Source organism: Pseudoalteromonas sp. MMG007, from assembly GCF_018100985.1.
Classification (GTDB): Bacteria; Pseudomonadota; Gammaproteobacteria; order Enterobacterales; family Alteromonadaceae; genus Pseudoalteromonas.
In genome coordinates, this window is the sequence record NZ_JAGJEI010000015.1 from 69,400 (window position 1) to 95,601 (window position 26,202).

The 26,202-nt window shown below is 41.3% G+C and carries 28 protein-coding genes and 1 pseudogene; 11 read left to right on the top strand and 18 right to left on the bottom strand.

The window, feature by feature from the left end:
• Positions 1-7: 7 nt before the first annotated feature.
• Complete coding sequence (locus J8L71_RS15660) at positions 8-316, top strand: DUF2909 family protein (protein WP_211001347.1); 309 nt, start codon at positions 8-10, stop codon at positions 314-316.
• Here the strand turns inward: J8L71_RS15660 and J8L71_RS15665 are convergent.
• From J8L71_RS15665 to lexA, 5 genes are all read right to left on the bottom strand, one after another.
• Positions 219-1,097, bottom strand: coding sequence for a cytochrome c oxidase subunit 3 (locus J8L71_RS15665; RefSeq protein WP_211001348.1), 879 nt, complete (start codon positions 1,095-1,097; stop codon positions 219-221). The two genes, J8L71_RS15660 and J8L71_RS15665, sit on opposite strands and share 98 nt — an antisense overlap.
• Before the next feature lie 35 nt (positions 1,098-1,132).
• Positions 1,133-1,663, bottom strand: a complete 531-nt coding sequence (locus J8L71_RS15670) for a cytochrome c oxidase assembly protein (RefSeq protein ID WP_211001349.1) — start codon at positions 1,661-1,663, stop codon at positions 1,133-1,135.
• Positions 1,663-3,255, bottom strand: a complete 1,593-nt coding sequence (ctaD, locus tag J8L71_RS15675; protein ID WP_058547951.1) for a cytochrome c oxidase subunit I — start codon at positions 3,253-3,255, stop codon at positions 1,663-1,665. Before ctaD ends, J8L71_RS15670 begins: the two co-directional genes overlap by 1 nt.
• Positions 3,255-4,397 (bottom strand): cytochrome c oxidase subunit II, encoded by a 1,143-nt coding sequence (gene coxB, locus J8L71_RS15680; RefSeq protein WP_211001350.1) that lies wholly within the window; start codon positions 4,395-4,397, stop codon positions 3,255-3,257. Before coxB ends, ctaD begins: the two co-directional genes overlap by 1 nt.
• Before the next feature lie 479 nt (positions 4,398-4,876).
• The gene (gene lexA / locus J8L71_RS15685; protein WP_058547954.1) at positions 4,877-5,494 is read right to left on the bottom strand and encodes a transcriptional repressor LexA; all 618 of its coding nucleotides are present in this window, start codon (positions 5,492-5,494) and stop codon (positions 4,877-4,879) included.
• Between the two features lie 177 nt (positions 5,495-5,671).
• Here lexA and J8L71_RS15690 point away from each other — a divergent pair, with 177 nt between their 5' ends.
• Positions 5,672-6,112, top strand: coding sequence for a PaaI family thioesterase (locus J8L71_RS15690; protein ID WP_211001351.1), 441 nt, complete (start codon positions 5,672-5,674; stop codon positions 6,110-6,112).
• Between the two features lie 10 nt (positions 6,113-6,122).
• Here the strand turns inward: J8L71_RS15690 and J8L71_RS15695 are convergent, their stop codons facing one another.
• Positions 6,123-6,503: a hypothetical protein gene (locus tag J8L71_RS15695; RefSeq protein ID WP_058547956.1), complete on the bottom strand. Its 381-nt coding sequence runs from the start codon at positions 6,501-6,503 to the stop codon at positions 6,123-6,125.
• A 231-nt stretch (positions 6,504-6,734) separates the two neighbouring features.
• On the opposite strand from J8L71_RS15695, the gene J8L71_RS15700 reads away from it, so the two are divergent.
• The 5 genes from J8L71_RS15700 (at position 6,735) to J8L71_RS15720 (ending at position 10,629) form a co-directional block, all read left to right on the top strand.
• A complete protein-coding gene (locus J8L71_RS15700; RefSeq protein WP_211001352.1) occupies positions 6,735-6,986 on the top strand; it encodes a Rho termination factor N-terminal domain-containing protein in 252 nt (83 codons plus the stop codon).
• Positions 6,987-7,116: 130 nt separating this feature from the next.
• On the top strand, positions 7,117-7,818 hold the full coding sequence (locus J8L71_RS15705) for a hypothetical protein (RefSeq protein ID WP_211001353.1): 702 nt from the start codon (positions 7,117-7,119) through the stop codon (positions 7,816-7,818).
• A gap of 56 nt (positions 7,819-7,874) precedes the next feature.
• A complete protein-coding gene (locus J8L71_RS15710) occupies positions 7,875-8,534 on the top strand; it encodes an endonuclease (protein ID WP_211001354.1) in 660 nt (219 codons plus the stop codon).
• 107 nt (positions 8,535-8,641) lie between these two features.
• Complete coding sequence (locus J8L71_RS15715) at positions 8,642-10,261, top strand: S41 family peptidase (RefSeq protein WP_211001355.1); 1,620 nt, start codon at positions 8,642-8,644, stop codon at positions 10,259-10,261.
• A complete protein-coding gene (locus tag J8L71_RS15720) occupies positions 10,261-10,629 on the top strand; it encodes a hypothetical protein (protein ID WP_211001356.1) in 369 nt (122 codons plus the stop codon). The genes J8L71_RS15715 and J8L71_RS15720 overlap by 1 nt, the downstream gene beginning before the upstream one ends.
• Positions 10,630-10,689: 60 nt before the next feature.
• Here J8L71_RS15720 and hmpA read toward each other — a convergent pair whose 3' ends face one another.
• From hmpA to J8L71_RS15735, 3 genes and pseudogenes are all read right to left on the bottom strand, one after another.
• Positions 10,690-11,871, bottom strand: coding sequence for an NO-inducible flavohemoprotein (hmpA, locus tag J8L71_RS15725; protein ID WP_211001357.1), 1,182 nt, complete (start codon positions 11,869-11,871; stop codon positions 10,690-10,692).
• Positions 11,872-11,891: 20 nt separating this feature from the next.
• Positions 11,892-12,224 (bottom strand): annotated as a pseudogene (locus J8L71_RS15730) (NnrS family protein); the annotation flags it as partial.
• A 74-nt stretch (positions 12,225-12,298) separates the two neighbouring features.
• Complete coding sequence (locus J8L71_RS15735; protein WP_211001358.1) at positions 12,299-12,568, bottom strand: hypothetical protein; 270 nt, start codon at positions 12,566-12,568, stop codon at positions 12,299-12,301.
• Between the two features lie 160 nt (positions 12,569-12,728).
• Here J8L71_RS15735 and norR point away from each other — a divergent pair, with 160 nt between their 5' ends.
• Positions 12,729-14,285, top strand: coding sequence for a nitric oxide reductase transcriptional regulator NorR (norR, locus tag J8L71_RS15740; protein ID WP_211001359.1), 1,557 nt, complete (start codon positions 12,729-12,731; stop codon positions 14,283-14,285).
• On the opposite strand, the gene J8L71_RS15745 is transcribed toward norR, so the two are convergent.
• On the bottom strand, positions 14,278-15,177 hold the full coding sequence (locus J8L71_RS15745; protein ID WP_211001360.1) for a LysR family transcriptional regulator: 900 nt from the start codon (positions 15,175-15,177) through the stop codon (positions 14,278-14,280). The two genes, norR and J8L71_RS15745, sit on opposite strands and share 8 nt — an antisense overlap.
• 117 nt (positions 15,178-15,294) lie before the next feature.
• On the opposite strand from J8L71_RS15745, the gene J8L71_RS15750 reads away from it, so the two are divergent.
• Positions 15,295-15,861 carry an NAD(P)H-dependent oxidoreductase gene (locus J8L71_RS15750; protein ID WP_211001361.1) on the top strand — a complete coding sequence of 189 codons (567 nt, stop codon included), beginning with the start codon at positions 15,295-15,297 and terminating at the stop codon, positions 15,859-15,861.
• Between the two features lie 2 nt (positions 15,862-15,863).
• On the opposite strand, the gene J8L71_RS15755 is transcribed toward J8L71_RS15750, so the two are convergent.
• Positions 15,864-16,304: a TerB family tellurite resistance protein gene (locus J8L71_RS15755; RefSeq protein ID WP_058547967.1), complete on the bottom strand. Its 441-nt coding sequence runs from the start codon at positions 16,302-16,304 to the stop codon at positions 15,864-15,866.
• Positions 16,305-16,403: 99 nt separating this feature from the next.
• Between J8L71_RS15755 and J8L71_RS15760 the strand changes: the two genes are divergently transcribed.
• Complete coding sequence (locus J8L71_RS15760) at positions 16,404-16,778, top strand: hypothetical protein (RefSeq protein WP_211001362.1); 375 nt, start codon at positions 16,404-16,406, stop codon at positions 16,776-16,778.
• A gap of 48 nt (positions 16,779-16,826) precedes the next feature.
• On the opposite strand, the gene J8L71_RS15765 is transcribed toward J8L71_RS15760, so the two are convergent.
• Both J8L71_RS15765 and J8L71_RS15770 read right to left on the bottom strand, forming a co-directional pair.
• Complete coding sequence (locus tag J8L71_RS15765) at positions 16,827-17,420, bottom strand: hypothetical protein (protein ID WP_211001363.1); 594 nt, start codon at positions 17,418-17,420, stop codon at positions 16,827-16,829.
• 43 nt (positions 17,421-17,463) lie between these two features.
• The gene (locus J8L71_RS15770; RefSeq protein ID WP_211001364.1) at positions 17,464-18,450 is read right to left on the bottom strand and encodes a hypothetical protein; all 987 of its coding nucleotides are present in this window, start codon (positions 18,448-18,450) and stop codon (positions 17,464-17,466) included.
• A gap of 350 nt (positions 18,451-18,800) precedes the next feature.
• Here J8L71_RS15770 and J8L71_RS15775 point away from each other — a divergent pair, with 350 nt between their 5' ends.
• Positions 18,801-20,312, top strand: coding sequence for a DUF3360 family protein (locus J8L71_RS15775; RefSeq protein ID WP_089348923.1), 1,512 nt, complete (start codon positions 18,801-18,803; stop codon positions 20,310-20,312).
• Between the two features lie 82 nt (positions 20,313-20,394).
• Here J8L71_RS15775 and leuD read toward each other — a convergent pair whose 3' ends face one another.
• The 5 genes from leuD to fabR form a co-directional block, all read right to left on the bottom strand.
• Positions 20,395-20,994, bottom strand: a complete 600-nt coding sequence (gene leuD, locus J8L71_RS15780) for a 3-isopropylmalate dehydratase small subunit (RefSeq protein WP_211001365.1) — start codon at positions 20,992-20,994, stop codon at positions 20,395-20,397.
• Positions 20,994-22,394 carry a 3-isopropylmalate dehydratase large subunit gene (gene leuC / locus J8L71_RS15785; RefSeq protein ID WP_211001366.1) on the bottom strand — a complete coding sequence of 467 codons (1,401 nt, stop codon included), beginning with the start codon at positions 22,392-22,394 and terminating at the stop codon, positions 20,994-20,996. Before leuC ends, leuD begins: the two co-directional genes overlap by 1 nt.
• 55 nt (positions 22,395-22,449) lie before the next feature.
• Positions 22,450-23,526 carry a 3-isopropylmalate dehydrogenase gene (leuB, locus tag J8L71_RS15790; protein WP_211001367.1) on the bottom strand — a complete coding sequence of 359 codons (1,077 nt, stop codon included), beginning with the start codon at positions 23,524-23,526 and terminating at the stop codon, positions 22,450-22,452.
• Entirely contained in the window at positions 23,523-25,076 is a 1,554-nt protein-coding gene (gene leuA, locus J8L71_RS15795) for a 2-isopropylmalate synthase (protein WP_004589389.1), read from the bottom strand. Before leuA ends, leuB begins: the two co-directional genes overlap by 4 nt.
• Before the next feature lie 403 nt (positions 25,077-25,479).
• Positions 25,480-26,103, bottom strand: coding sequence for an HTH-type transcriptional repressor FabR (gene fabR / locus J8L71_RS15800; protein ID WP_211001368.1), 624 nt, complete (start codon positions 26,101-26,103; stop codon positions 25,480-25,482).
• Positions 26,104-26,202 lie beyond the last annotated feature (99 nt).

Here is a 26,202-nt window from a genome sequence, read left to right on the forward strand (position 1 = left end):
CAACCCAGTGATTATTAAAATTATTATCGTACTGTTGTTATTATTTATACTTTTTAACTTGTTTAGAGCTTTATTTATTATGGTATCGGGTAAAACAGATGGACGGCCTATGTCTCACTTTTTAGGCCGCCGAGTGATGTTTTCTGTTGTTGTATTAATTATGGTAATTGCCGCACTTAAATTTGACTTTATTAAAGCTAATAATTCACCAATAAATGCTACAGCACATATACAAATACAAATAAACACAGCCATACCACATCTACAAAATGCCAGTACCAAGCAGCAGCTTGAAATGCAAAATGCTTATCTTTAGTAAAGTGCCCTTTTAATATTCGTAAAAATATAACCAGTAACAGTACAGTGCCAAGGGTTACATGCATGCCATGAAAACCAGTCAATAAAAAGAACGTATTACCGTAAACACCGGCATCAAGCGTTAAATTTAAATCGTTATAGGCGTGTATATACTCCTCAACTTGCAGAGCCAAAAAGCAAACACCGAATAAAATAGTTGCCCCTAAAAATACTTTAAGTGGCGTACGTTTATTGTTTTCCATTGCTACGTGGGCAAAATGTAAAGTAACCGATGAAGCGAGTAATATAAGCGTATTAATAAGCGGTAGGCCTTGCCAACCCATAGCTTGAGTTGTATCCCCTGCTGGCGTTGTCACTAGCGGCCAAACCGCTTCAAAAGTGGGCCACAAAACCTCGTTAGTCATCGCATTATTGCCTGCACCTCCAAGCCAAGGTACTGATAATATTCGTGCATAAAATAACGCGCCAAAAAAGGCCATAAAAAACATTACTTCAGAAAAAATAAACCAGCTCATACCTTGTCTGAACGAACGATCCATTTGCGCTGAATATAAGCCTTGATCGGACTCAGTAATTACATTTTTGAACCAGCTATAAAGCATGTATAAAAGCGCGGCAATACCAACATATAGCAAGTAAACGCCGCTCCCACCTTCTTCTTTTGAGGCACTCATAACCGTTAATGCAGCACCTACCGCAATAAAAAATAAAGCAATAGCGCCCACTATTGGCCAAGGGCTTTGCTCTGGTACGTAGTAATTTTCATATTCTTGATTCATGTTATTTGCTCCTAGTTTTACACTAGACATGCAGGCTAGTTATTACTCGCTACTAGCTGCTCACTAATATCAAATACGGTGTACGATAAAGTTAGCTCCTCTATATCGCTTGGTAATGCGGTATCGACATAAAAAAGTAGTTTAAACTCAAGTTCTTCCCCTGCTTTTAGCGGTTGCTGATCAAAGCAAAAACAGGCAATTTTATGTAAATATTTAGCCGCTTTACCGGGAGAGACCGAGGGTACAGCTTGCATTACTTTATCGAGGTTACTGTTATTTTTAGCGCTAAACATTACCTCACGCATAGCGCCGGGTTTGACAGCAACACTGTATTCTTTTGACTTAACAACAAATGGTGCGCCACTTTGCGCATGGGTTGTAAAACTCACCCCTATTTCTCGGTTTTGAGTAACCTGTGTACTTAGCTTTGCTTTCTCAAGCGATGGCTTACCATTTAGCCCTGTTACATCGCAAAATACGTCGTATAAGGGCACTAAGGCAAAAGCAAAAGCAAACATACCTATGCAAATAAGTACTAAGCGTTTAAGTAGAGGCGCGTGAACCATTATTTAATTTCCGGTGGTGTAGAAAAGGTATGATACGGCGCTGGCGATTCAACTTCCCACTCTAAACCTTCGGCACCATCCCAAACTTTTGCAGGCACTTTATCGCCACCGCGGGCGCACTTAATTACCACGGCAACAAATAAAAGCTGCGATAAACCAAATGCAAACCCACCAATACTTATAATGGCGTTAAAATCGGCAAACTGCAGCGCATAATCGGGAATACGCCTAGGCATACCGGCAAGTCCTACAAAGTGCATAGGAAAAAATAGTACGTTTACACTGACAAGCGATAGCCAAAAATGCCATTTGGCCAAAGTAATATTAAACATATTACCGGTCCATTTAGGCAGCCAGTAATAAGCACCCGCCATTATCGAAAAGATGGCCCCGGTTACTAATACATAGTGAAAATGCGCCACCACAAAGTACGTATCGTGATACTGAAAATCAGCAGGTGTAATGGCTAACATCAGCCCAGAAAAGCCCCCTAAGGTAAACAGCACAATAAAGGCAATACTAAATAGCATGGGGACTTCAAAGCTAATTGAGCCTTTCCACATAGTGGCTACCCAGTTAAATACTTTTACTCCCGTTGGCACCGATATAAGCATTGTTGCGTACATAAAAAATAACTCGCCTGCCACCGGCATGCCTGTGGTAAACATGTGGTGAGCCCATACAATAAAACTAAGTAGCGCAATGGATGAGGTGGCGTACACCATGGACGCATAACCAAATAGTTTTTTACGCGAAAAGGTAGGCACTATGGTCGATATAATGCCAAAGGCTGGCAAAATCATAATGTATACTTCAGGGTGACCAAAAAACCAAAATATGTGCTGAAACATCACCGGATCGCCACCGCCTGCAGCATCAAAAAAGCTAGTAGCAAAGTATTTATCAGTGAGTACCATAGTCACAGCTCCCGCAAGTACAGGCATAACAGCAATTAATAAAAATGCAGTTATTAGCCATGTCCACACGAATAACGGAAGCTTCATCCATGTCATACCCGGAGCACGCAAATTAACTATGGTCACAATTACATTGATTGCCCCCATAATTGAGCTGATACCCATAATATGAACGGCAAATACAAACAACGCAGTATTATCATTACTGTAAGTGGTTGAAAGTGGAGCGTAAAAAGTCCAGCCGAATGCAGGGCCACCGCCAGGCATAAATAAAGAAGCCAGCAGGATTAAAAATGCGAAGGGTAATATCCAAAAGCTCCAGTTATTCATTCTTGGTAATGCCATATCTGGCGCACCAATCATTAATGGCACCATCCAGTTAGCAAGGCCGGTAAAGGCTGGCATAACCGCACCAAATACCATAATCAAGCCATGTACAGTGGTCATTTGATTAAAAAAATGAGGCTCAACTAGCTGTAACCCAGGTTGAAATAATTCGGCCCTAATGACCATGGCCATAGCGCCGCCAATTAAAAACATCGTCAGCGAAAAAATTAAATATAAACTGCCAATGTCTTTATGATTGGTTGTGTAAAGCCAGCGCTTAAAGCCTTTTGCAGGATGATGACCGTGGTGAGCTTCATTGGCGTTAGATTGTTCTACTATGCTACTCATTAGTTCGCCTCCCCTTCAGCATCAAGTGCTGCCTGAATTTCACTAGGTTGAATTACATCACCCGTATCGTTACCCCACGCATTGCGTTTGTAGGTAATTACTGCCGCAAGTTGCTTTATTGATAACTGTTTATCAAAAGCTTGCATTGCAGTACCAGAGCGGCCATGAATCACAACATCTATATGATCTTTTATATCACCAAGCACAATGGGGCTGCCTTTAAGTGCAGGAAATACGCCCGGTAACCCCATACCCGTTGGCTGATGACACCCAGCGCAACTTGCCATATACACTTGCTCGCCTAAAGTCATTAACTCTTCTTTAGGCAACGTTTGATCAAGCAGAGCAGCATCGGCTAATGCCGCTTTTTGCTTTGCTTGTTTTGCATCAGCAAGCCAAGCGTTAAAATCTTCCTGCGATTTAGCTTCAACCACCACTGGCATAAAACCATGATCTTTGCCGCACAGCTCAGCGCACTGTCCTCGGTAAATACCTTCTTCGTTAATGTTGGTCCATGTTTCGTTTATAAAGCCGGGGTTGGCATCTTTTTTAACAGCAAAATCAGGTACCCACCAAGAGTGAATAACGTCATCTGAGGTCATTAAAAAACGTACTTTTTGATTAATTGGCAGCACTAATGGCTTATCAACTTCAAGCAAATAATTTGGATTTTTATCTGCAAGGTTGGCTATTTCATCTTGAGGGGTAGATAAAATAGAATAAAACGCGACATCCTCACCCATGTATTCGTAATGCCACTTCCACTGCGAACCCGTAATTTTGATGGTTAAATCAGCTTTGCTGGCATCTTCCATTGCAATAAGTGTTTTAGTGGCAGGGATTGCCATGGCAATTAAAATAACAAACGGAATGGCTGTCCAAAGTATTTCTACTTTAGTGCTTTCATGAAATTGGGCAGGTACTGCCCCTTTAGATTTACGATGATGAATAAGTGCCCAAAACATAATGGCGAACACTATCACCCCAATCACACAACATATTAAAAATATGGTCATGTGTAGATGATATACATTATTGCTTATATCGGTTACGCCTTTGCGCATATTGTATTGGCTATTTGCCATTACATGCTGCGAAAAAACAATCAATACAAGCCACACGGTAGAGGTCAGTTTACCCATGTGACGGCTCCTTTGATGCTATTGCGAGTGCAAAGCGAAGAGGCATACGGCTTAAACGCCTATTCGTTATTTTTATTATTTAACCAATCTTATTTGTGTAATTAATTGGTATAGCTGCACCAACAAAGGGTATGTATTGTGTGTGTGCTCAAAACTAAAAGTTGTGAGTTATTGTTGGTTCAGCACATTAATGATTAGCCAAAAAACATACAACAAGCAAGCTTTAGTACAAAAAACAACCTACTCGTATTTTAAAACTTGCCTTAATTAGACCAACATAAATACAATTTAATAATCAAAAAACGAGTAAAAATAGGGGGTGTATCACATGAAAGAAAAGTTAAGTGCGAGTGCAAAAAAGTTTACAGCTTAAATAACTATATAGCTGTTTTAGTATTGCTAAAAGGTGGGTTTTTAAAACAAAAATGCACACTAAAAAGTGCGCATTTATAAATTTACTATCTAATATAGGCTAGAAATTACATCCAATCGGCGTTTCTAATTACGCCTACTGCTAAGCCTTCAATATTAAAAGACTCATTTTCAAGGTCTACTTCTATTGGCGTAAACTCTTCGTTTTCGGCATGTAATAATACTTTGCGGCCTGCTTTTTCTAAGCGTTTTACGGTTACATCTTCATCTACTCGTGCAACCACAACCTGTCCGTTTTCAGCTGTTTGAGTGCGATGTACAGCCAGTAAATCGCCATCCATAATACCAATATCTTTCATACTCATGCCATTTACACGAAGTAAAAAATCGGCGGCAGGTTTAAACATTAAAGGGTCTATTTTGCAATGGCTCTCAACATGTTCTTGCGCCAAAATAGGTGAGCCTGCAGCAACACGCCCAATAAGAGGTAAGCCTAATTGCTCTGGCTCTTCTTCTTCAATTAATTGAATGCCACGGCTTGCGCCTGGCTTCATCTTAATTACACCCTTTTTAGCAAGCGCTTTTAAGTGCTCTTCTGCTGCATTAGCACTTTTAAAACCTAATGTTTGCGCTATTTCGGCACGTGTAGGAGGCATACCAGTGTCTTTAATAAAAACTTTAATGAGTTCTAGTATTTGAGCTTGGCGTTTCGTTAATGGTCGCATACAACTGGTTTTCCATACAGTACATTTAACTGTGAGTATATACAGTTAAATAAAAATCGCAAATTTAAATTGTGCTTTAAAATAGCTAAACTAAAAGCATATGTGTACATTTTAGGTATTTATAAAATTCACATTTATAAAGTGCAATAAACTTGGTCTTAATTCAAAGGAGTAATTATGAGTATTTGGCACCAACCCATCACTTTAGAGCTTTGCAAACAGTTAGAGGAAGGCATTAACGGCCAAGGCACATTAATGAAAACCATGGGTATTGAAGTCACAGAAATTGGTGACGATTACCTAGTTGCTACCATGCCAGCAATTCCTGAGCATCATAATCCTATGGGTATGGTTCACGGTGGTGCAAATGTAGTACTTGCTGAAACAGTAGCAAGCTATGCTGCTAACTTTGTAGTCGATTTTACAAAGTTTTATTGTGTAGGGCAGGAAATTAGCGCAAGTCATTTAAAAGCATCTCGCAATGGTACTTTAACAGCAACCGCTAGGGCTTTTCATATAGGTAAACGTAGTTCTGTGTGGGAAATAAAAATAACAAATAGCCGCAATGAGCTGTGCTGCGTATCAAAAATGACCGCAGCAGTTGTAGAGCGCAGATAATTACTTATTGTTATTTTTCGATAGGATAAATAGTAATTTCCATACCTGCACCAATCGCAGATATACGTAGCAGTGTGTCTGCATGTAAAGCTTGGTTAAAGCATTTAGGCGACGTGCCCGATTCAAAGCCAATATCAAACGTTCTTCGCGAGCAGCTTAGCCATTGCTTAAGCGCGTTACGTGAACACGACTCAATAAGCTCGCACAAGTGGTTAATAGCTTTATCTGGTGTTGATATTTCACCTGAGGCTTCAATACGCGCAAGTTGACGATATTCGTCTTTATCATAATGCAAAACCGTCGCGTTTTTCTTTAAGTCTGCCACTAAGGCGCTAATATCATGTTTAGACTCAAGCTCTAGATCTACATTTAAAAATTGAATTTCCGACATTGTCTGCTTTTTACCCTCTTATAGTTTCATCGCAAACTTTAACGCAGTTTTACTTTTATACCAAATTAACAAAGCAGTAATCCTTGCTTTATCTTCATAAATACACTTTTTAACGCTTTTGGCACCTAACTTGCTCGTTTTAACTAAGCTGGCTTAATCGCTTAGTTTTACAATTAAACAATGAAATTAATACATACACTGTGTAAATAACGATTTTTAAGGAGCATTAAAATGGTAGATCATGGTCCACAAATTAAAAACGACGATCAGTACGATGCACTTCGCGATGAAGGCATGAGTAAACAAAAAGCAGCACGTATTGCCAATAGTAATACCCATAAAACAGCGGTGAAAGGCGGCAAAGCCTCTCAGTATGAGCAACGCACAACAAAGCAGTTATACGATAAAGCAAAAGAAGTGGGTATTAGCGGGCGCTCTAAAATGAGCAAACAAGAGTTAATAAATGCACTGCGTGAAAGCTAAAATTAACTAAAATCTACTGATGTAAATAAAGTCTCATATTTATAAACTTATGCAAAACTGCGACAAAATGCCGCAGCAAAAGCGTGGGAAGCTATAATAAACTAACGCTAAAAATAATAAGAAGATAAATATGAGCAAAAAAATATTTAAGCGTGCACGCAAATTACATAAGTGGCTAGGCTATTTACTTGCCTTACAAATTTTGGCTTGGCTTTTAGGCGGCTTAGTTATGAGCGCTATTCCACTTGACTATGTGCACGGCAAGCACCTTGCTAAGCGCACACTTACAAACCCATTTACACAAGCCGACTACCCCGCATCACTCGATAATATTACTGCCCAAGTGGCTAATCCCACTCAAATACTATTTGAAAACTTTTTAACTACCCCACTTATTACTGTTATCAATAATACCGAACAGCAAAGCTTTAATGGTTTAACGGGTCGCCCTTTTGAAAAACCCACTAAAATACAAATTACCGCTAATGCGCAGGCTCATTTACTCATCGACGCTAAGCCAATTAGTACAACGCTTTTAAAACAAGGCACTCGAGAGGTCGGATACAAAACAAATGTGTGGCAAGTACAATTTAACGACACCTTTAATACTACGCTGTATTTAAATGCAATTAACGGCAAAGTAATTACAGTTCGCAGCACTCTATGGCGTATATTCGACTTTTTTTGGATGCTGCACATAATGGATTACGATGAGCGAGAAGATTTTAATAACCCGTTACTAATCAGCTTTGCAGCCACCAGCGTGCTATTTTGTTTATGCGGCATGTTGCTACTTTTGCAAAATTTAAGGCTTAAAAGGATTTTTAAATAGGTTTATATTTTAATTTCAAGGCTTTAAACTAGCGCCTCCTGTAGTTCACGTATGTGATGGATATGCTTAAATTTATTTTAGCCTTTGTGGCTTGTTGTATTTGTTTTTCGGCATCGAGTGAAGAATTCACCCGTTTTTCAACAGCTAAAAGGCACTTAATTAAAACCCTGCCTAATAACGCCAAAAGCCTCTACTGCGGCTGCGACATTAAAAAACAAGGTAAAAAACTAGTGCCAGATCCAACGGGTTGTGGTTATGTGCCTCGTAATACATTTACCCGCTCAGGCAAAGTAAACCAGCGCGCTTTACGTATTGAATGGGAGCACATAGTGCCCGCATGGGAATTTGGCCACCAGCTACAATGCTGGCAAAATGGTGGGCGTAAAAACTGCCGTAAGGTCAGTGCTAAATTTAGGAAAATGGAAGCCGACATACACAACTTAGCCCCCGCTATTGGCGAAATTAACGCAGATCGCTCTAACTATCGCTTTGGTATGCTTAGTGAAAACGCCACACAATATGGCCGCTGCGAAGTAAAAGTTAACTTTAAACAACGCGTAGTAGAGCCACCATTTTATGCCCGTAAACGCATTGCCGACACCTACGCTTATATGCAAAAAACATACGGTTTAAAAATATCTGATAAACAACAAAAGCTATTTGATGCCTGGCAAAGGCAAGCATTTGCTAATAAAAGTAGTGCAAGCAAGCTCTAAAAAGCCTGGTTTGTATACTCATTTACATAGATCAGGGCCAAATACGTTGAATATTTAGGCGGGTGTTGTAGTATTTTAAACAACTTATTTACAAAAAGTAATTTTGTATGTTTAAAAATAATAAAGCATCACTGGCTATTATTGCTGCACTTTTAGGCCTTACACTTGCTGGTTGTGGCGGCGGTAGCAGCATGAATGAAACGCCAGACCCAGTAGTCACGCCTCCAGCAAGCTCAGCCCCAACCTGGACAGCTGGTGTATTTGCGCCATCGGATGATTTAAAAAACTTTTGCGAAACACCCCGCACAGGTAACGACCCGTTTAATAATAATGAGCCTTACCCAGACCAAGCAGGCTCAGCACTTTACGAGAAACTTTGGCTTCGCTCGTGGAGTGACGAAACCTACCTTTGGTATGACGAAATTGCCGATAACGACCCTGAAAACTTTGCTACAGTGGCCGAATACTTCGCACAACTAAAAACCGAAGACCTGACTGACTCTGGTGCTAAAAAAGATAACTTTCATTTTTCAGAGCCTTCAGAGGACTACTTTCAAGAAGCGCAATCAGGCGTTACCTCCGGCTACGGCATAAATTGGGCATTTATAGGCGACTCAGCCGATAGAGTTTTACGTGTTGCCTATCTAGAAGGTGACTCACCAGCAAGCCTAATTGGCTTTCAACGAGGCGATACCGTACTTGAAGTTGATGGCGTAAGTATTAATACCAATACACAAGCTGGCGTAGATACCCTAAACGAAGGTTTATTTAGCCCAACTAATGGTGACTCGCACACCATCGTTGTGCGTAGTAACGATGGCGCCGAAAAAACTTTTAACGTAACCGCTGGCAACATAGAGCAAACGCCTGTTCAAAACGTTAAAACCTTAACTACAGCAAATGGCACAAGCGTAGGTTACATGCAGTTTAATAGCCATATAGGTATTGCCCAAGAAGGCCTAATTGCTGCCGTTAACAAATTTAAAACCGATAACGTAGACGAGTTAGTAATAGACTTTAGATACAATGGGGGCGGTTTATTAGCGCTTTCTTCGCAGCTTGCCTACATGGTAGCTGGCAGTGCAAATGTGCAAAATCGTATTTATTACCAAACCCAGCAAAACGATAAACAACCCGTTGAATCGCCTTTTCCGTTTATAGATGAAGAGATTGATTACTCAACCTTTTTTAGCACTGGTGAAAGCCTACCCGATTTAAACCTATCTAAGGTGTATGTGCTTAGTACATCAGGCACTTGTTCGGCATCAGAAGCCTTTATTAATGGCTTAAAAGGTATAGACGCAGAGGTTGTACTCATTGGCGATACCACCTGTGGCAAGCCATACGGCTTTACTCCAACTCATAACTGCGCAACAACCTATTACACGATTCAATTTAGTGGTGTAAACAGTAAAGGATTTGGCGAATATGCAGCAGGCTTTGCGCCTACGCCTTCGCCGCAATTTGATGCTGATGTGAAAGGTTGTGTAGTGAGTGACGACTTCGACAATCAATTAGGCGACCCAAACGAAGGGATACTCTCTACTGCACTTTACCACATTGATAATAACGGCACGTGCCCTGTTAGTAATGCCTCTGCGAGTAATAAAACGCAAGTACAAAGCGCTTCTGGCGATAGCAAGCAACTATTACCTTTAAACGCACCTGATAACTTTAACCGTGGCAATATGGATTTAACATGGCCTACGTTAAATAAGGATAAGTAATGACAAAGCTAGTGGCAGTATTAATATTATTATTTATTGGAGGCTGTAACAGTATGAATAATGCCACTGCAAAGCCTGCGCTACTTATTGAGGTAACCCCTGGCGTTATAGCTACGCTGCAACAAGCCATTATTAAAGCTAAAGGTGGCAAGCTAGTTACGCTGGCCGACACTGTTTTTACTAAACGCAGCGAGCTGTTACTAAACCATGGTACAAGTAAAGATTCAAATGGCATGCCCATAATGGGCGCGCATAATATAAAGTCTGAAAAATTTGTTTTACAAATAATCGGCGAGCAGTGCGTGCTTTATTATCCTAAAAAAGATCTTACTATTGAGCTTAAAAACGTAAGTTGTAAAGTGCAATAAAATACTATTAAAAAGGCACACAGTATTAATACTGTGTGCCTTTATCATTTTTTACCTGGTTTATAAGTCTTGGTGCGGACCAAACACTTCGTAATGAATATGCTCGTTTTTAACGCCTAGTGCCAATAACTGGCTTTTTACAAACGCCATAAATCCAACGGGGCCACATAAGTAAAAATCGCCATTTGTAAGAGGTAACTGTGTTTTTATGGCCGTTAAATCCATTAGCCCAGTAAAATCTGCCCCATCACTGCTTTGATTAAACCACGTCATAGTTTGCAAACAGTTATAAACCGTACTTAATTCATTTAAATAGTGTGCAAACGCGTGCTGCTGAGTATTTTCGCACGCATGTAAATACAGAATGTCGTGATTAGGGTTATCGCTTAATAACGTTTCGAGCATAGCAAGCATTGGCGTTTGCCCAACACCTGCTGAAATAAGTACCGTCGGTTGATTACTATCCCGTAAAAAGAAATCTCCTGCAGGCGGGTATAGTTCAACTATGTCACCTTGTGTTAGTGAGTGTAAATAATTAGACACCACACCAGGCTTTGGCTGTAGCTCTTTTTTAACACTAATACGGTAGTTTTTACCATTACTTTTTTGCGAAATAGAATACTGGCGTATTTCTTCATATTCAGCGCCCTCGGGCTTAACTTTAACCCCTAAATATTGGCCAGGTTTATGGGTAATAACCGCTTCGCCATCGATCGGCGTAAGTGTAAAGCTTGTAACTAATTCTGATTCAGTTTGCTTGTTGGTTATTTCAAATTGGCGAGTACCGGCCCAACCACCCAGTGTTTTTTTACTATGTTCATATAAAGCCGCTTCTTCGGTAATACAAATATCAGCAAGCAGTGCGTAAGCTTCACGCCATGCGTATTCTACGTCTGGCGTAAACTGCTCTGGTATTAGCTCTTTTAAGGTGCCAATTAAATGAGCACCAACAATGGGATAGTGCTCTGGTAAAATATTTAAACTGGTGTGTTTATGGTTAATGCGCGCTAATGCCTCTTTTAACACCGCTAAATTATCAATATTTTGGGCGTATGCCGCTAAGGCGTTAAACAAAGCAAATTGCTGGCGGCCGGTGTCTTGATTCGCCATATTAAAAATATTTTTAAGCTCTGGGTTATGGCTAAACAAACGCTTATAAAAATGATCGGTAACAACCGTGCCAGCCTTGGCTAATAACGGAACGGTGCTTTTAACAATCTCAATGGTTTTATCAGATAACATAATGTATTCCTTTAGGTAAACTAACCACGACGTCCATCAACACGGCGCCGCGTCAGTATAGGTGTGCAGTAAATTAAAAATAACAAAAAAGCCACTAACCACAGCAAAGCACTTATCTGCCAAGCAAAGTGTGGCCCAATAATTAAGGGGAGTATTGAGCGAGTAATAGCTGCCACCAGCACAAGCGCAAAAGCAACAGATATATAATTAGGGGTGCTAAGCGTACGCCCTGTATGACCAAGCGATACACGGGTCATCATGGCTAAAATCATCATCCCTATTGTGCCAATAGTGATAAGGTGGATCGCATCTTTGAAGGGTATAACGCTTGTGTAAAAGCTAAATGCAAGCATCCATAACGGCCATTTAGTTACTTGATGGATAGCTATGTGCGCTGGCATAGACTCTGTTAAATTTAGTGGGCGCATTAACGTACTTCCTGCCCTAAACCATATTGAGCAACACAGCGCAGCACATAGCTAACTTTTAAAATAGCTGCCACTAAAATAGTGCTAATATGCGCTGATATTTGTACCTGCATAGAAAAGTACTCTGCATACGAGTAGCTAATTAAAATGCTTACAACTATACAAATAACGCTAAGCCCTAATACGGTATTAGCAGTAAACAAAAGCGATTCAAAAAATGAACCTAACTTAACATTGTTGCTTACATTATTTATTTTAAGTGTGTTCATAACTACCTCAGTAACCATTAACGTTACTTAGCTATTACACATACTGTGCCAATAAAATAAAACATTACTATTCAGTAGGTTAAATATAGTCACTTTACAAAATGAGTCTTTATGACCTACCCTATTTTAAATCATAAACACACGTATAGGTCATTTTGACATGAAGCAGCAATTCAACCTCACCCAAGTAGCTTTAGAGCTTGCCCAAAGCACCCTGCACGAGCACAGCTTTGATCAATTACTGGCAACGGTTGAGCGTGTAATACCTAGCGATGCCAGTGCATTACTTGTGGTGCAGGGCGAGCAACTTAAGCCCTTAGCCATTAAAGGCCTGATGCCCGACAGCCTTGGCAGGCGTTTTAAAATAGCAGAGCACCCTCGCCTTAAGGCTATTTGCAGTGCAAGCCACGCATTACAATTTGCACACGACTGCCCACTGCCCGACCCATACGACGGCTTACTGCTGGCTAAAACGGGCGATATTCCTGTGCATGCCTGTTTAGGCTTACCCCTTTATGATAAAAATGCACTACTTGGCGTACTCACGTTTGATAGCCTTAACGCAAATGCCTTTAGCAGTATCAGCACAGATATGCTAAGCACCTTACAAACGCTGTGTAGTGCACATTTTAAAACGGCTCTAGAGCTTGCCCACTACAAACACCATGCGCAGCATTCGAGTGCACTTGTGCAAGAGTTAACGCGTGATGCGCTTACTCGCGATGGCGGTGAAATAATTGGCCAAAGCCCAGTAATGCAAACGCTTAAAAATGAAATAAAACTGGTTGCTGCCTCTAACTTTAGTGTATTGGTTTTAGGAGAGACAGGCGTAGGAAAAGAGCTAGTAGCGCGCAATATTCACTTAAATTCTGCCCGCAAAGATCAGCCCCTTATTCACTTAAATTGTGCCTCACTTCCCGAGAACCTTGCTGAGAGTGAATTTTTTGGCCATGCCAAAGGCGCTTTTACTGGCGCACAAAATGCCCGCCAAGGTAAGTTTCAGCTAGCTGATGGCGGCACATTATTTTTAGACGAAATTGGCGAGCTGCCATTGGCAATGCAAAGTAAATTATTACGTGTGTTACAAAGTGGTGAAATTCAAACCGTTGGTGAAGACACACCAAAATACGTAGATGTTCGTGTGGTGGCTGCCACTAATCGTGATTTAAAACGTGAGGTAGCGCAAGGTCGCTTTAGAGCCGATTTATATCACCGGCTAAGTGTTTACCCTATTACCGTGCCGCCACTTAATAAACGTGAGCACGACATAACCCTACTTGCTGGTTATTTTATTGAGCAAACAGCCCGTAAATTAGGTATTAAACAATTAAAGCTAAGCACTGAAGCGCAAGCATTGCTTAACCAATACAGTTGGCCTGGTAATGTACGAGAGCTTGAACATGTTATTAGCCGCAGCGCATTAAAGGCTAAGCAAAGCCAATGGCAAAACCCTATAGTTACGATTACAAGCGAGCACTGCGATTTAATCCCACAGCTAAGTAATACAGTGCAAGTTAACACGCAAAACACCATTCACACTGCCTGTAATCAGCCATTAAAGCAGGCCGTTGAATCTTTACAATTTACAGTTATAACCGAGCAACTAAAGCAGCATAATTATAACTGGGCAGCAACGGCAAGAGTGCTGGAACTCGACAGAGCAAACCTTGTACGCCTTGCTAAGCGTTTAGGTATTGAGGTTAAAAAAACTATTTAAGGGTTTGGGGTTTATTAAAGTGCGCTTTTAATAGTCCTGCAAAAGCTTGTACTTTCGCGGTGCGATGCACTAATTGATGTGTTACTAGCCACACATCTGTTTGCCAACTGAGCTCACTTTGTAAAATAGGCACTAAATCAGCATATTGAGCGGCTACCCCATGTTGTAAACCGCCAACGCCTAAGCCTTTAATTATGGCTCTTGCTGCTTCGGAGGTTTCTGATACCCGTAACTTTATTTGCTGCGCCGGAATATACTTATCGGCCCACTCAAAATAAGGGACTTGTGCATTAAAGCCTGCCACACCCGATACAAAATTATGATGCTGTAAATCACTTAATGTTTTAGGCATACCATACTTGTTTATGTAGCGTTTGTTGGCGTACAAGCCAGATTTAAGCTTAGTTAAATGTTGAGCAATATAATCCCCTTCGTCTGGCCTTGGCCCTGCACGTACTGCAATATGTGCTTGCCCATGATCCAGCCTCAACCGCTTTTGTTCTAAAATTACTTCAAGCTGCACCTGAGGGTGCAAAGCCTGAAACTCCTCACAGACATCGCCTAGTACATCCATAAACCCACTGACTGTGGTAAGTAATAAACTTCCGCGTAACGCACTGTCGGCAGCAGCAATATCGTTATGTAATTGCTCAAGTGATGAATCTATAATTTCAGCTGTTGCGAATAGTTTAGCGCCTATTTCAGTTACTTTATAACCCCGTGCATGGCGATGAAATAAACGCGTATCTAAGTTTTTTTCAAGGCTATTAATACGTCTCAGTACTGTACTGTGGTGCACATTTAAAACCTCTGCGGCAGCCGTTAGCGTACCCAGCCTTGCCACTTCAAACGCTACTTTTACATCTTGCCAATCATCAAATTTAATTGCCACACTACCCGCCTTCTACTTATGTGCATATACGCACATAAGTGTTGCGTTTATTCGGGTTTTCTACAAGCAAAAATTTGCTACATTAGTGTCACACCCAGCAAATAAAAGGTCTCAATTATGTCAGCACCAAAAATTATCGCGCTCGCGGGTAGCCTGCGTAAAGATAGCTTTAACCAAAAACTTATTAACGAAGCGGCACGTTTTGCTCTGCAAACAGGCGCGGAGGTAGAAGTAATTAAACTCGCCGATTTAAATTTGCCATTATTTAGCGAAGATATTGAAGCACAAGGCACACCAGCCGATGCACAACTTTTAAAAGATAAGTTACGCGCTGCTGATGGAATTTTACTGGCAAGCCCAGAGTACAACGGCTCAATTACAGCCGCACTTAAAAATGCAATTGATTGGGCGTCACGTACTGAGCAAGGCGCTGCGCCTGCATTTCGCAATAAAGTAGTGGCGTTATTTGCTACATCACCTGGTGGGCTGGGTGGCTTGCGCGGCTTAAATCATGTACGCGACATTTTAAGCGGCATTGGCTCATTAGTGCTTGCCGATCAACTTGCTGTACCTTCAGCGTTTACTGTATTTGACGAAAATGGCCAAATAAGTGACCCAGCCACTGCAGAAAAGGTATCAGCACTTACTCAACAGCTTGTGTCGGTTAGCAGTAAGCTAAGTTAACATTACTTTGTCGCCGCTATTTTTGCGGCGATAAAATCAACATGAGTCACATACAGTAGCCCTGCTATTTTACGTATTACGTAGTCTTCTTGCGGGTCTATTTCATTGTCTGCATACGCTAAACGCCATAACAATTCTATTATTTCAATACGCTGAGCAGCACTACAATGCTCATTAATTTGTTTCGAAAATTGAAAGTAATCTATAGACCCATCTAAACTATTAGCCGCATTAGTGGTTAACTCTTCTACCTCTGAATCTGTTAAATTAAAGTATTTTTTTAAGGTTACAGTCAGGGTGTGTTGTTCATTATGGTCAAGCTTTGTATCGGCACGCATTACTTCAATAAGTAATGCAGCCACTGCGGTTTTTAAATCGTGCGGCTCTATACTCGGCTCTTGATCATCGAATACAGCAAAAAGCTGTTTTATTTGTTTGAACATCACATTATCCCTTTTTGGGTGTTAGACTAAATATAAAGAAATCGAACTTGTATGAGTAATTAATGGGTATTAAGTTCGCAAATTAAAGGATAGATTTTTATGAAGGGCTTATACACACCACATTTACTTGCTGGCGCTGCATTGCTAGCCTTTTCTGGTATAGGGACCGCCTTTGCCGAAGTAGGTAAAAAAGAAAAGTCATATGACTTTGATAATAAAGTACATTACTACCAAACCAAAATTGGTGAAGATAACTATAAAATAGAAATTCAATCAGACGATTACAAACACTTTGCTAATCAAAGTGTGTTTTTACTGCGCCACGCAGACAGATTATGCCGTGGCAGAACCTTTATGTTAAAAGTGCTTGAAGGCGTGCAAGAGTACGAACGTTTTCCTACCAAACCACGCGCTTATCAACCACCATTAAACGTTTTACTACAATGCGATACCCCAAAGAAAAAGGCAAAATAACACATTGTGCTATTACCTAAATAAGGTAAGCCAAAAAACCAACCTGTTTTATTGCCCATAACCCCAAGGCGCTGCTGGTGGAGTAATTGGTTGAGTTAAATCAAAGTCCACCTTAAACTCTCGCCCCTGGCGAATTAACCGATACGTAAATACCTCAGGGTAAATATACATTTGCCATGTATTACCCGCAGATTGCGCAATACCTTGTGCTACAAATAACTCTTTAGAGTATTGATCAGCAGGAAACGACTGCATTTGTGCAAAACCCGCATCAAGCGTATGGCCGCCATACATAGTGGAAGCATCGTCGGTACCATCTTCATGGCGGTGATCGTGCTTTAAACTCAAACCACTGCCCGTTTTAGTAATAATCCACGTACGTGATGCATCATCTCCCACATGAAATGGCACTTGCAGCTCACTATCGGTACATTTACGTACATGCATAATTAGTTTTTTATTATCAAATGAGCTTGGGCCTTTTGCGTTATCTACGCTTACTTTACCCTCAAACGCTTTACCACAATGCGCTGCAATACTATTAAAAAACGCATCCTGTGTTAGTATAGATACCAAAGGCGCAGGGCGCGCAATAGCTGCTGATGAGGCAAGTAATAACGTAGTTGCCGTTAATAATTTCATAAAGTACTCTTATAACAGTTTTTTAATACCATAGCGGTTTAAGCTAAAAATGGGAAATAGCTGCGACAAGTGGCTTTTCTGATCTATTTTTCATTAATGTTAAAAGTGAATGGTGGAAGTCTTGAAAAATTACCTCACCCCATATTCGTGAATAAACACCAAAATTTGTATTATCTTGCACGGTTGTTTTTAAAGTTAAAATTGTATTGCCGCTTTTATCTTCACTTAACTCATATCCACCGTATAGAGGTGAAAAGTATTCGCCGCCTAATTTTACGTGTTTATCGAGTGCATCATCGGGAATGGCATCTGGGTCTATGTCAAATCTATAAAGCATCTGTTTATTTGGCTGCCAATCCGTAATCACTTCTTTGAATATAACCCCTTTTTGCCATTTGCTGGTTCTAACAGCCCCAATACCCGTAGCATCCATATTTGCCTCTAAGGGTTTAGGCACACCTATTAATTGGGTAAGCGAAAATGGCAATTCTTGTGGCTCTATGGTGCTTACATTTGCAAGCTGCTGCCACACACGATTTATAGGCGCTTCAATAATTATAGAGTTAGTGACTTCGTACGTTTTTGATAAGTGTAAATAATTCACCTCAATAGGTGAAAGTAACATAGGAAGCAAAGCAATTGAGAGTAAAGAACGGTTAGCGTTTTTTGTTTTGTGACTTTTAATAAAGCCTGCCAGTAAACCACCCATACTTGCAAAGAGCATAAAAGCAGGCAAAGCCATGGCCACACAAATACTTCCTTCAAGTAACGTAATAACACTTACAAGTAAAAAAACAAAAATTGGCTGCCAAGCAATTGTCATCATTTGCCTTTTTGTTAATGTTTTTGAGCTTTTAAATTCAAAGTGAATACGAATATAGCCAATTGCAACGGGCACTAAAAACATAAAGGAAATAGAAACAAGGCTGCTTAAATTGTATGCATCAAGTAGCTCTACAAACAGCCGCATAAATATGCCATAAAGCGTACCGAGTAAAATACCAATTGATTTAGGGGATTGAATTTGCATTGTATTTCTTATTATTTGAGTAACCATTGAACCTAGCAGATGCGCTATGTCAGTTCAATTAAAATACACAGTCCACTACTTAGACTAAAGGATAACAGCCTTGTTTTTATAATGTTTCATCTAATTAGAACAAGCGAAAAAACACATAAACACCTGATTTATAATCAAATAAAATTAAATTCAATTTATAACTAAAACTACCAACTTGCAGGTTTAGCGTTAAATAAAGCCATACACGACCTTTTGCCTATACATTCCTGAGTAAAAGCTGATCTACCCTGCTCCTTCACTATTCATTTGCTTTAACAAAAGCCGTATTAATAAATAAGCAACGAGTAACAGGAGGGACTATGTCAGTAACCCCAAAGGGTAACGAGCCAGAAAAAACAAGCGCATCGCACGTAGATGATGCCAACAGCTATCAAAATAAGCATAAACCAAGTTCAGAGTTTAATACTCGCGACGAATACCTAGAACACGAACTGCAAATTATGCAGCCTAAGCGTTGGCGACCTAATTTACCATTTAGAGACTACCGCTTTGAATTTGAAGACACGATTCCAGCCATGGCGGGCACCATTGGTAAAGTCGTTATGGTAGGTGCTATTGCCGCTACTTTTGCTGCGCCACTAGGTTTAAGCGATGCGTTTGTGTTAGAAAACGTACGCTATGAATTACTCATTGTTTCTATTTTTATTATTTTGTTTTCGGGCTTTATTTTACCCACGGCTAACTTAGCCGGTACTCACGGCCCACTTATTCCTCTTATTCCTATTGTGGTTGCCGCTGGCGGCCACCCTATGGCATTTGGCTTGCTCATTGGTGCCTTTGGCTTTATTTTGGCGATAACCAAAGGAGGGAGTTTGCTGGCACGCTTAACCAGTAAAGGGGTGTGCGGAGGCTTGCTCATATACTTAGGTTTTATTGGCACTATTTCGCAGGTTAAAAAGCTGTTTGCATGGGCTGAGGCCATTGATATGGCGCACATTGCATTTATTGTTATTTTGGCGACCATTTTATTGTATGCGTTACTTGAGCATTTTAAAAAGCGCTGGTTAGCTGTACCGCTTAGCTGCCTCATTGGCGGTGTGGTTGCATTTGCACTCGGTGCCCCATTTGAGTTTCATACAGCACCGGGCTTACCAAATATGAACCCAGCTTATTGGTGGGGCGAAAATACAGGCTGGATGCTTGGCCTACCGACGCTTGAAAGTTTTGTGGTTGTACTGCCGTTTGCAGTATTGGCTGTAGCTATGTGGTCACCAGATTTTTTAGGGCATCAAGTTTTTCAAAAAATTAGTTACCCGCAACGTACTGAAAAAGTACAAATGAACATAGACGACACCATGCTAAGTGCGTCGGTTAGACAAACCTTTGGTTCACTTGCCGGTGGTGCTAACTTTACCTCATCGTGGGGAACCTACATTGTACCTGCCGCTATTGCTAAACGCCCTATTCCGGCGGGCGCCATTTTAACAGCCGTATTTTGTATTATTGCGGGTTTATGGGGTTACCCAATGGATTTAGCTATTTGGCAACCCGTGCTGTGTGTTGCGCTTATTGTTGGTGTGTTTATTCCGCTGCTTGAGGCGGGTATGGAAATGACACGCGAAGGTAAAACAACGCAATCGGCTGCTATTGTGGTGTTTGCGTCAAGCTTGGTTAATCCTGCTTTTGGTTGGTCACTGACTATGCTGCTTGATAACTTAGGCTTAATTGGCTGTAAAGAGCGCAGTGCTAATTTAACTAAAATGAGCCGCTGGGTTATTCCGCTAATTATGTTTGTGGTTTTAACCACAGTGATGGCCATTGTTGGCATGCTGCCTGGCATACCAGCGCTAATGGCTGATTTTAGACATTAATAACTAAAAACGTAACCATAAAAAAGCGCGGCTAATATACTCAGCCGCGCTTTGTTTTCATATGTAATTTAATGATTTAGCCTTACTGCCAAGGGCGCTCAGCAGCAAGTTGTTTTTCAAACGCATCTATTTGTGGGTTTAGCGTTTCGGTCACACCAATAAAATCTAAGCCACTTAATAAACGCTCTTTTACGTCTTTACGAATATCAAAACTAATTGGCGCAAATTTATCGCTTGTTAGTGTTTGGTTTTCAAGATCGATTTGAATGTTTATATCGTCGTGCTGCTCACTAAGTACAAACAACTGCTCAAGCGTGTCGGCTGGTAGCGTAATGGCTAGCATTTGATTGTTGCCACAGTTATTAAAGAAAATATCAGCAAAGCTTTCTGCCAAAATAACTTCAAAGCCATATTGCTTAAGCGCCCAAGGTGCATGCTCACGCGATGAGCCACAACCAAAGTTATCGCGTGTTAATAATATTTGTGCACCTTGGTAGCATGGGCGATTTAAAATAAAGTCAGGGTTTGGTTCACCGTTTTCTAGGTAACGCCAATCGTAAAACAGTGCCGCATCAAAGCCATCACGGCTAGTTGATGTTAAAAACTGCTTAGGAATAATTTGGTCTGTATCTACATTGTTTTTATCAAGTGGGGCCATTAAGCCACTAAAAAATACGCTCATTAGGCTTCTCCTCTAATATCAACAAAGTGACCATGTATTGCAGCTGCCGCCGCCATTGCAGGGCTCACTAAGTGAGTACGTCCGCCTCGGCCTTGGCGGCCTTCAAAGTTACGGTTAGACGTAGATGCACAGCGTTTTCCCGCTTCTAAGCGGTCATCGTTCATTGCTAAACACATTGAACAGCCCGGCTCGCGCCATTCAAAACCTGCCGCTTTAAAAATATCGGCTAAGCCTTCGTCCTCTGCTTGTTTTTTAACTAAGCCAGAGCCCGGTACAATTAACGCTTCTATGCCAGCTACAACTTGCTTGCCTTCAACAATTTTTGCCGCAGCACGTAAATCTTCAATACGGCTATTAGTACACGAACCAATAAAAACTGTATCTACTTTTGCGCTTGATAATTTATCGCCTGCTTTTAAGTCCATGTATCTAAGTGCACTGCGTATAGCGTCGGCTTTAATTAAATCAGGCTCTTGGTCTGGATCTGGAATGCATTCATCAACGCCAATTACTTGCTCTGGGCTGGTGCCCCACGTAATTTGTGGCTGAATGTCGTTAGCTTCAAGCTCAACACTTAAATCAAACTCAGCGCCGTCATCAGTTTTTAAGGTTTCCCAGTACTTAACTGCGGCGTCAAAGTCAGCGCCTTTAGGTGCAAATGGGCGACCTTTTAAATAATCATAGGTAATTTTATCTGGCGCTATTAAACCTGCTTTAGCACCCATTTCAATGCTCATGTTACATAGCGTCATACGGGCTTCCATTGAAAGTGCTTCAATGCCTTCACCGCAAAATTCAGCAACATAACCTGTACCACCAGCAGTACCTAATTTACCAATAACCGCCATTATTAAATCTTTAGAGGTTACCGTTGGGCAAAGCACACCGTTAATTTGAATTTTTAACGACTTTGCCTTTTTTTGCTGTAGCGTTTGCGTTGCTAAAACGTGCTCAACCTCAGACGTACCAATACCGTGTGCTAATGCGCCAAAGGCACCATGCGTAGAGGTATGGCTATCACCACATACAATGGTAGTGCCAGGCAAGGTAATACCTTGCTCTGGGCCCATTACGTGCACAATACCTTGGTTAATTGAGTTTAAATCGTAAAGTACAATGCCAAATTCTTTACAGTTTGCATCTAGCGCCATTAACTGGTTTTTAGATACTTCGCTTGCGGCATCAAGTGATCGGCTTTTAGTCGATACGTTATGATCCATCGTTGCAAAGGTTTTTTCTGGGCAACGCACCGTACGGTTTTTTTCACGTAGGCCTGCAAAAGCCTGCGGTGATGTCACCTCATGCACTAAATGACGATCTATATAAAGTAAATCAGTTTGCTCGTTTATGCTGGCAACGGTATGTGCTTGCCAAATTTTGTCGTATAACGTTTGGGCCACTTGCTAATTCCCTACTCTGTTACGTCGCAGCATAACGGTGCTGCGGCTTTAATAATTAAATACGTGAAACGATGGCTGCTGCCACATCGCTTGTGCTGTATCCGCCCTCTGGGTAGATATCTGGCGTACCAACGCCTGCTTCAACGGCTTCGGCTACGGCTTTTTCAATAGTGCGTGCTGCTTCGTCTTGCCCTAATGAGTAACGTAGCATAAGTGCGGCACTTAAAATTTGCGCAATAGGGTTTGCAACGCCTTTACCAGCAATATCAGGGGCTGAACCACCAGCAGGCTCGTACAAACCAAAGCCCGATTGATTTAAGCTTGCTGATGGTAATAAGCCCATTGAGCCAGTGATCATCGCACACTCATCTGACAAAATATCACCAAATAAGTTATCGCAAAGTAGTACGTCAAACTGGCTAGGCTGTTTAACTAGCTGCATAGCTGCGTTATCTACGTATATGTAATCTAGGCTTACTTCTGGGTAGTCTTTGCTTACTTCGGTAACGACTTCACGCCATAATACGCTTGATGCAAGTACGTTGGCTTTATCTACCGAGGTAACGTGGTTACTACGTAATTTTGCCGCCTCAAAGGCAAAGCGCGCAATACGTTCAATTTCTTTACGTGAGTAGGTTTGTGTATCAAATGCGGCCTCTTCAGCGCCTTGACCACTTCGACCTTTTTCACCAAAGTAAATGCCGCCAGTAAGTTCGCGCACACATAAAATATCAAAGCCTTTTTCGCTAATATCTGCACGTAATGGCGATGCAGCGCTAAGTGCGGGTAAAAGTTGTGCTGGGCGTAAGTTACAAAACAAACCAAAGTGCTTACGAAGTGGTAAAAGCGATGCACGCTCAGGTTGCTCATTTGGTGGTAGGTTTTCCCATTTTGGGCCACCTACTGAGCCAAATAAAATGGCATCGGCGTTTTCACACGCGCTTAGCGTTTTTGGTGGCAAGGCTTCACCAAATTCATCAATGGCTGCACCACCAATGGCATGATGCTGACGGTTTAGGGTAAAACCAAACTTATTGCTTACAGCATCAAGCACTTGCTCTGCTGCTGCCATTACTTCTGGGCCAATACCGTCGCCAGCTAATACTGCAACGCTGTAGTTTGTTTTACTCATCCTGCTTTCCTTTGTTGTTTTAAATCAGACACTTTTTGTGCACGATAAATTAAGTTGTAAACACGAATCATGGCGCGTACCGATGCCTCTACCACATCCGCAGCAATACCCGCACCGTGATAAGGGCGGCCATCGTATTTAGCAATAATGTTTACTTGACCAAGCGAGCTTGCGCCTTGGCCAGTGGCTTCTAAGTTGTATTCAATCATTTCAACGCTCATACCTGTTAAGCGCTCAATTGCCGCAAATGAGGCCTCAACAGGACCATTACCTGTGGCTGCTTCTTGTTTTGCTTCGCCATCAATTAACATCCCAATGGTAGAGCTTGCTACCGACTGTGAGTTAGACGCTGAGTTAACAAACTCTAATTGGTATTTTTCGTCTTTGTCGTTAATTTGATTAAAGTAAATCATGGCTTCAAGGTCGTAATCGTATACGGTGCCTTTTTGATCAGCTAACGCTAAAAAGCTCTCGTATAAGCTGTCCATGTCGTAATCAGCTTTTTGGTAACCTAACTCTTCTAAGCGGTGCTCAATAACATGACGACCCGAACGCGAAGTCATATTTAATTGGTTATTTGGCACACCGACGCTTTCTGGCGACATAATCTCATAAGTATTTTGCGCTTTTAATACGCCATCTTGGTGAATGCCCGAGCTATGTGCAAAGGCGTTTTCGCCCACAATGGCTTTATTTGGCTGTACCGGCATATTACATATTTTTGCCACTTGGCGAGATGCGCGATAAATTTCTTCGCTTTTAATATCGGTGTGTACGTTTAAGTGGTCTTTGCGCATTTTCATAATCATCGCCACTTCTTCAAGCGAACAGTTACCCGCACGCTCACCAATACCATTTATTGTACATTCTATTTGGCGAGCACCCGCTTGTACCGCAGCTACCGAGTTAGCCACAGCTAAACCTAAATCGTTGTGGCAATGCACACTTAAGCGAGCTTTATCAATATTTGGCACGTTATTCATTAAGTGGCGGATCATCGCAGCATATTCGTCTGGCGTTACAAAGCCAACGGTATCGGGTAAGTTAATAGTAGAGGCACCCGCATTAATTGCCTGCTCAACAATTTTACATAAATCCCAATGCGGCGTGCGCCCAGCATCTTCACACGAAAACTCAACATCATCTGTGTAGTTACGCGCTAATTTAATTGATTTAACCGCCATGGCCGTTGCATCATCTAGGCTCATGCGTAATTTGTGTTCAAGGTGCAAAGGGCTTGTGGCAATAAAAGTATGAATACGGCTTTGCTGTGCTGTGCGAAGTGCCTCGCCACAGGCTTCAATGTCTTTGGCAACAGAGCGTGCTAAGCCACAAATAATCGGGCCTTTTACCTCGGTTGCAATACGTTGCACCGAGCGAAAATCAGCAGGGCTTGAAACCGGAAAACCCACTTCCATCACATCCACATTCAAGCGGCTAATAGTATGCGCTAACTGAATTTTATCGTCTTCTGTAAGGCTTGCTTTAAGTGCCTGCTCGCCATCACGTAAGGTGGTATCAAAAATCCATACTTTATCTTTGTCTTGCATAACTGCCCCTCATTCCTGTGTTACCCAAATTTCAATTTATCCCAGCCGCGAGATAAAAAAAACCCCGCAATTGCGGGGTTTTAATGTTTAACTCAATGCAAACACACTAATCCCCGCTCACTGACCATAGCAGTAAGAGGTTAAGTTTTAGTGTAATTAAACGAATATTTTGCATCTTGTTTCTTGTGTGTGTGTTCAGTGAGGCTTATTTTTATCATTACAGCGCAGTGGGTGCAAGCATAAATATTCCACACAACATATTTAAAACCGAATCAACAGGGATATTCAATCCAATAAGACTCCATTACGAGAATTAAAAAATCAAAAACAGGTGCGCTTAGGCTTAATTTAATAAGCGCTTAAGAATACTCTGCTTATATTAACTTTTTGCTATTTTTTTAAGCTACGCTTCTTTATTTGTTTCTCTACTGTAATGCCCTGCTCCACGGGTAATATAACGTAATTGCCAAATCACACGTTCAGTTAACTCATCTCGTTGCTGACCTTCTAGATCGAGTGCCTCTGCACCAGCGTTAAATACAAGCGTTACCATGGCTTCAGATTGAATGTAGGCATGAATTGCATCGCATTTAGTCTCGCTTTCTAAATAGTGAGCAAGTTCTAAAATAAAGTGTTTTACTTCGCGCGCTACTGCGGCTCTAAAAGCTTTTGAGGTACCTGAGCGCTCGCGCAGTAGTAATCTAAATTGGTTACTTGAGTTGTCAATAAACTCCATAAAGGTCACTACGGAGGTATTTATAACACTTCCACCATCGTTAGCTATGCGTCTACGAGCTTGGCGCATAAGTTGACGAAGGGTTAAACCGGCTTCATCTACCATGGTTAAACCTAGTTCGTTCATGTCTTTAAAGTGGCGATAAAATGAGGTGGGAGCAATTCCGGCTTCACGCGCTACTTCGCGTAAACTTAAATTAGAAAAACTATGATCAGCACTTAGCTGGTTAAATGCCGCCTCAATTAAGGCTTGTCGTGTTTTTTGTTTCTGTTGTGCTCTAACACCCGACATCCACAGCTCCCTGAAGTTATTTATATGAAGTTTTAGTGATAATTAGCTTAATTGTCTAGTCTAATACTTGACGCCAAGAGATTGAAACACTATTTTAGC

What these genes read in the sequence shown, in the direction of transcription:
- J8L71_RS15665 (WP_211001348.1), bottom strand. Translation starts at nt 1,097, where the DNA reads ATGAATCAAGAATATGAAAATTACTACGTACCAGAGCAAAGCCCTTGG.
- J8L71_RS15670 (WP_211001349.1), bottom strand. Translation starts at nt 1,663, where the DNA reads ATGGTTCACGCGCCTCTACTTAAACGCTTAGTACTTATTTGCATAGGT.
- ctaD (WP_058547951.1), bottom strand. Translation starts at nt 3,255, where the DNA reads ATGAGTAGCATAGTAGAACAATCTAACGCCAATGAAGCTCACCACGGT.
- coxB (WP_211001350.1), bottom strand. Translation starts at nt 4,397, where the DNA reads ATGGGTAAACTGACCTCTACCGTGTGGCTTGTATTGATTGTTTTTTCG.
- lexA (WP_058547954.1), bottom strand. Translation starts at nt 5,494, where the DNA reads ATGCGACCATTAACGAAACGCCAAGCTCAAATACTAGAACTCATTAAA.
- J8L71_RS15690 (WP_211001351.1), top strand. Translation starts at nt 5,672, where the DNA reads ATGAGTATTTGGCACCAACCCATCACTTTAGAGCTTTGCAAACAGTTA.
- J8L71_RS15695 (WP_058547956.1), bottom strand. Translation starts at nt 6,503, where the DNA reads ATGTCGGAAATTCAATTTTTAAATGTAGATCTAGAGCTTGAGTCTAAA.
- J8L71_RS15700 (WP_211001352.1), top strand. Translation starts at nt 6,735, where the DNA reads ATGGTAGATCATGGTCCACAAATTAAAAACGACGATCAGTACGATGCA.
- J8L71_RS15705 (WP_211001353.1), top strand. Translation starts at nt 7,117, where the DNA reads ATGAGCAAAAAAATATTTAAGCGTGCACGCAAATTACATAAGTGGCTA.
- J8L71_RS15710 (WP_211001354.1), top strand. Translation starts at nt 7,875, where the DNA reads ATGGATATGCTTAAATTTATTTTAGCCTTTGTGGCTTGTTGTATTTGT.
- J8L71_RS15715 (WP_211001355.1), top strand. Translation starts at nt 8,642, where the DNA reads ATGTTTAAAAATAATAAAGCATCACTGGCTATTATTGCTGCACTTTTA.
- J8L71_RS15720 (WP_211001356.1), top strand. Translation starts at nt 10,261, where the DNA reads ATGACAAAGCTAGTGGCAGTATTAATATTATTATTTATTGGAGGCTGT.
- hmpA (WP_211001357.1), bottom strand. Translation starts at nt 11,871, where the DNA reads ATGTTATCTGATAAAACCATTGAGATTGTTAAAAGCACCGTTCCGTTA.
- J8L71_RS15735 (WP_211001358.1), bottom strand. Translation starts at nt 12,568, where the DNA reads ATGAACACACTTAAAATAAATAATGTAAGCAACAATGTTAAGTTAGGT.
- norR (WP_211001359.1), top strand. Translation starts at nt 12,729, where the DNA reads ATGAAGCAGCAATTCAACCTCACCCAAGTAGCTTTAGAGCTTGCCCAA.
- J8L71_RS15750 (WP_211001361.1), top strand. Translation starts at nt 15,295, where the DNA reads ATGTCAGCACCAAAAATTATCGCGCTCGCGGGTAGCCTGCGTAAAGAT.
- J8L71_RS15755 (WP_058547967.1), bottom strand. Translation starts at nt 16,304, where the DNA reads ATGTTCAAACAAATAAAACAGCTTTTTGCTGTATTCGATGATCAAGAG.
- J8L71_RS15760 (WP_211001362.1), top strand. Translation starts at nt 16,404, where the DNA reads ATGAAGGGCTTATACACACCACATTTACTTGCTGGCGCTGCATTGCTA.
- J8L71_RS15765 (WP_211001363.1), bottom strand. Translation starts at nt 17,420, where the DNA reads ATGAAATTATTAACGGCAACTACGTTATTACTTGCCTCATCAGCAGCT.
- J8L71_RS15770 (WP_211001364.1), bottom strand. Translation starts at nt 18,450, where the DNA reads ATGCAAATTCAATCCCCTAAATCAATTGGTATTTTACTCGGTACGCTT.
- J8L71_RS15775 (WP_089348923.1), top strand. Translation starts at nt 18,801, where the DNA reads ATGTCAGTAACCCCAAAGGGTAACGAGCCAGAAAAAACAAGCGCATCG.
- leuD (WP_211001365.1), bottom strand. Translation starts at nt 20,994, where the DNA reads ATGAGCGTATTTTTTAGTGGCTTAATGGCCCCACTTGATAAAAACAAT.
- leuB (WP_211001367.1), bottom strand. Translation starts at nt 23,526, where the DNA reads ATGAGTAAAACAAACTACAGCGTTGCAGTATTAGCTGGCGACGGTATT.
- leuA (WP_004589389.1), bottom strand. Translation starts at nt 25,076, where the DNA reads ATGCAAGACAAAGATAAAGTATGGATTTTTGATACCACCTTACGTGAT.
- fabR (WP_211001368.1), bottom strand. Translation starts at nt 26,103, where the DNA reads ATGTCGGGTGTTAGAGCACAACAGAAACAAAAAACACGACAAGCCTTA.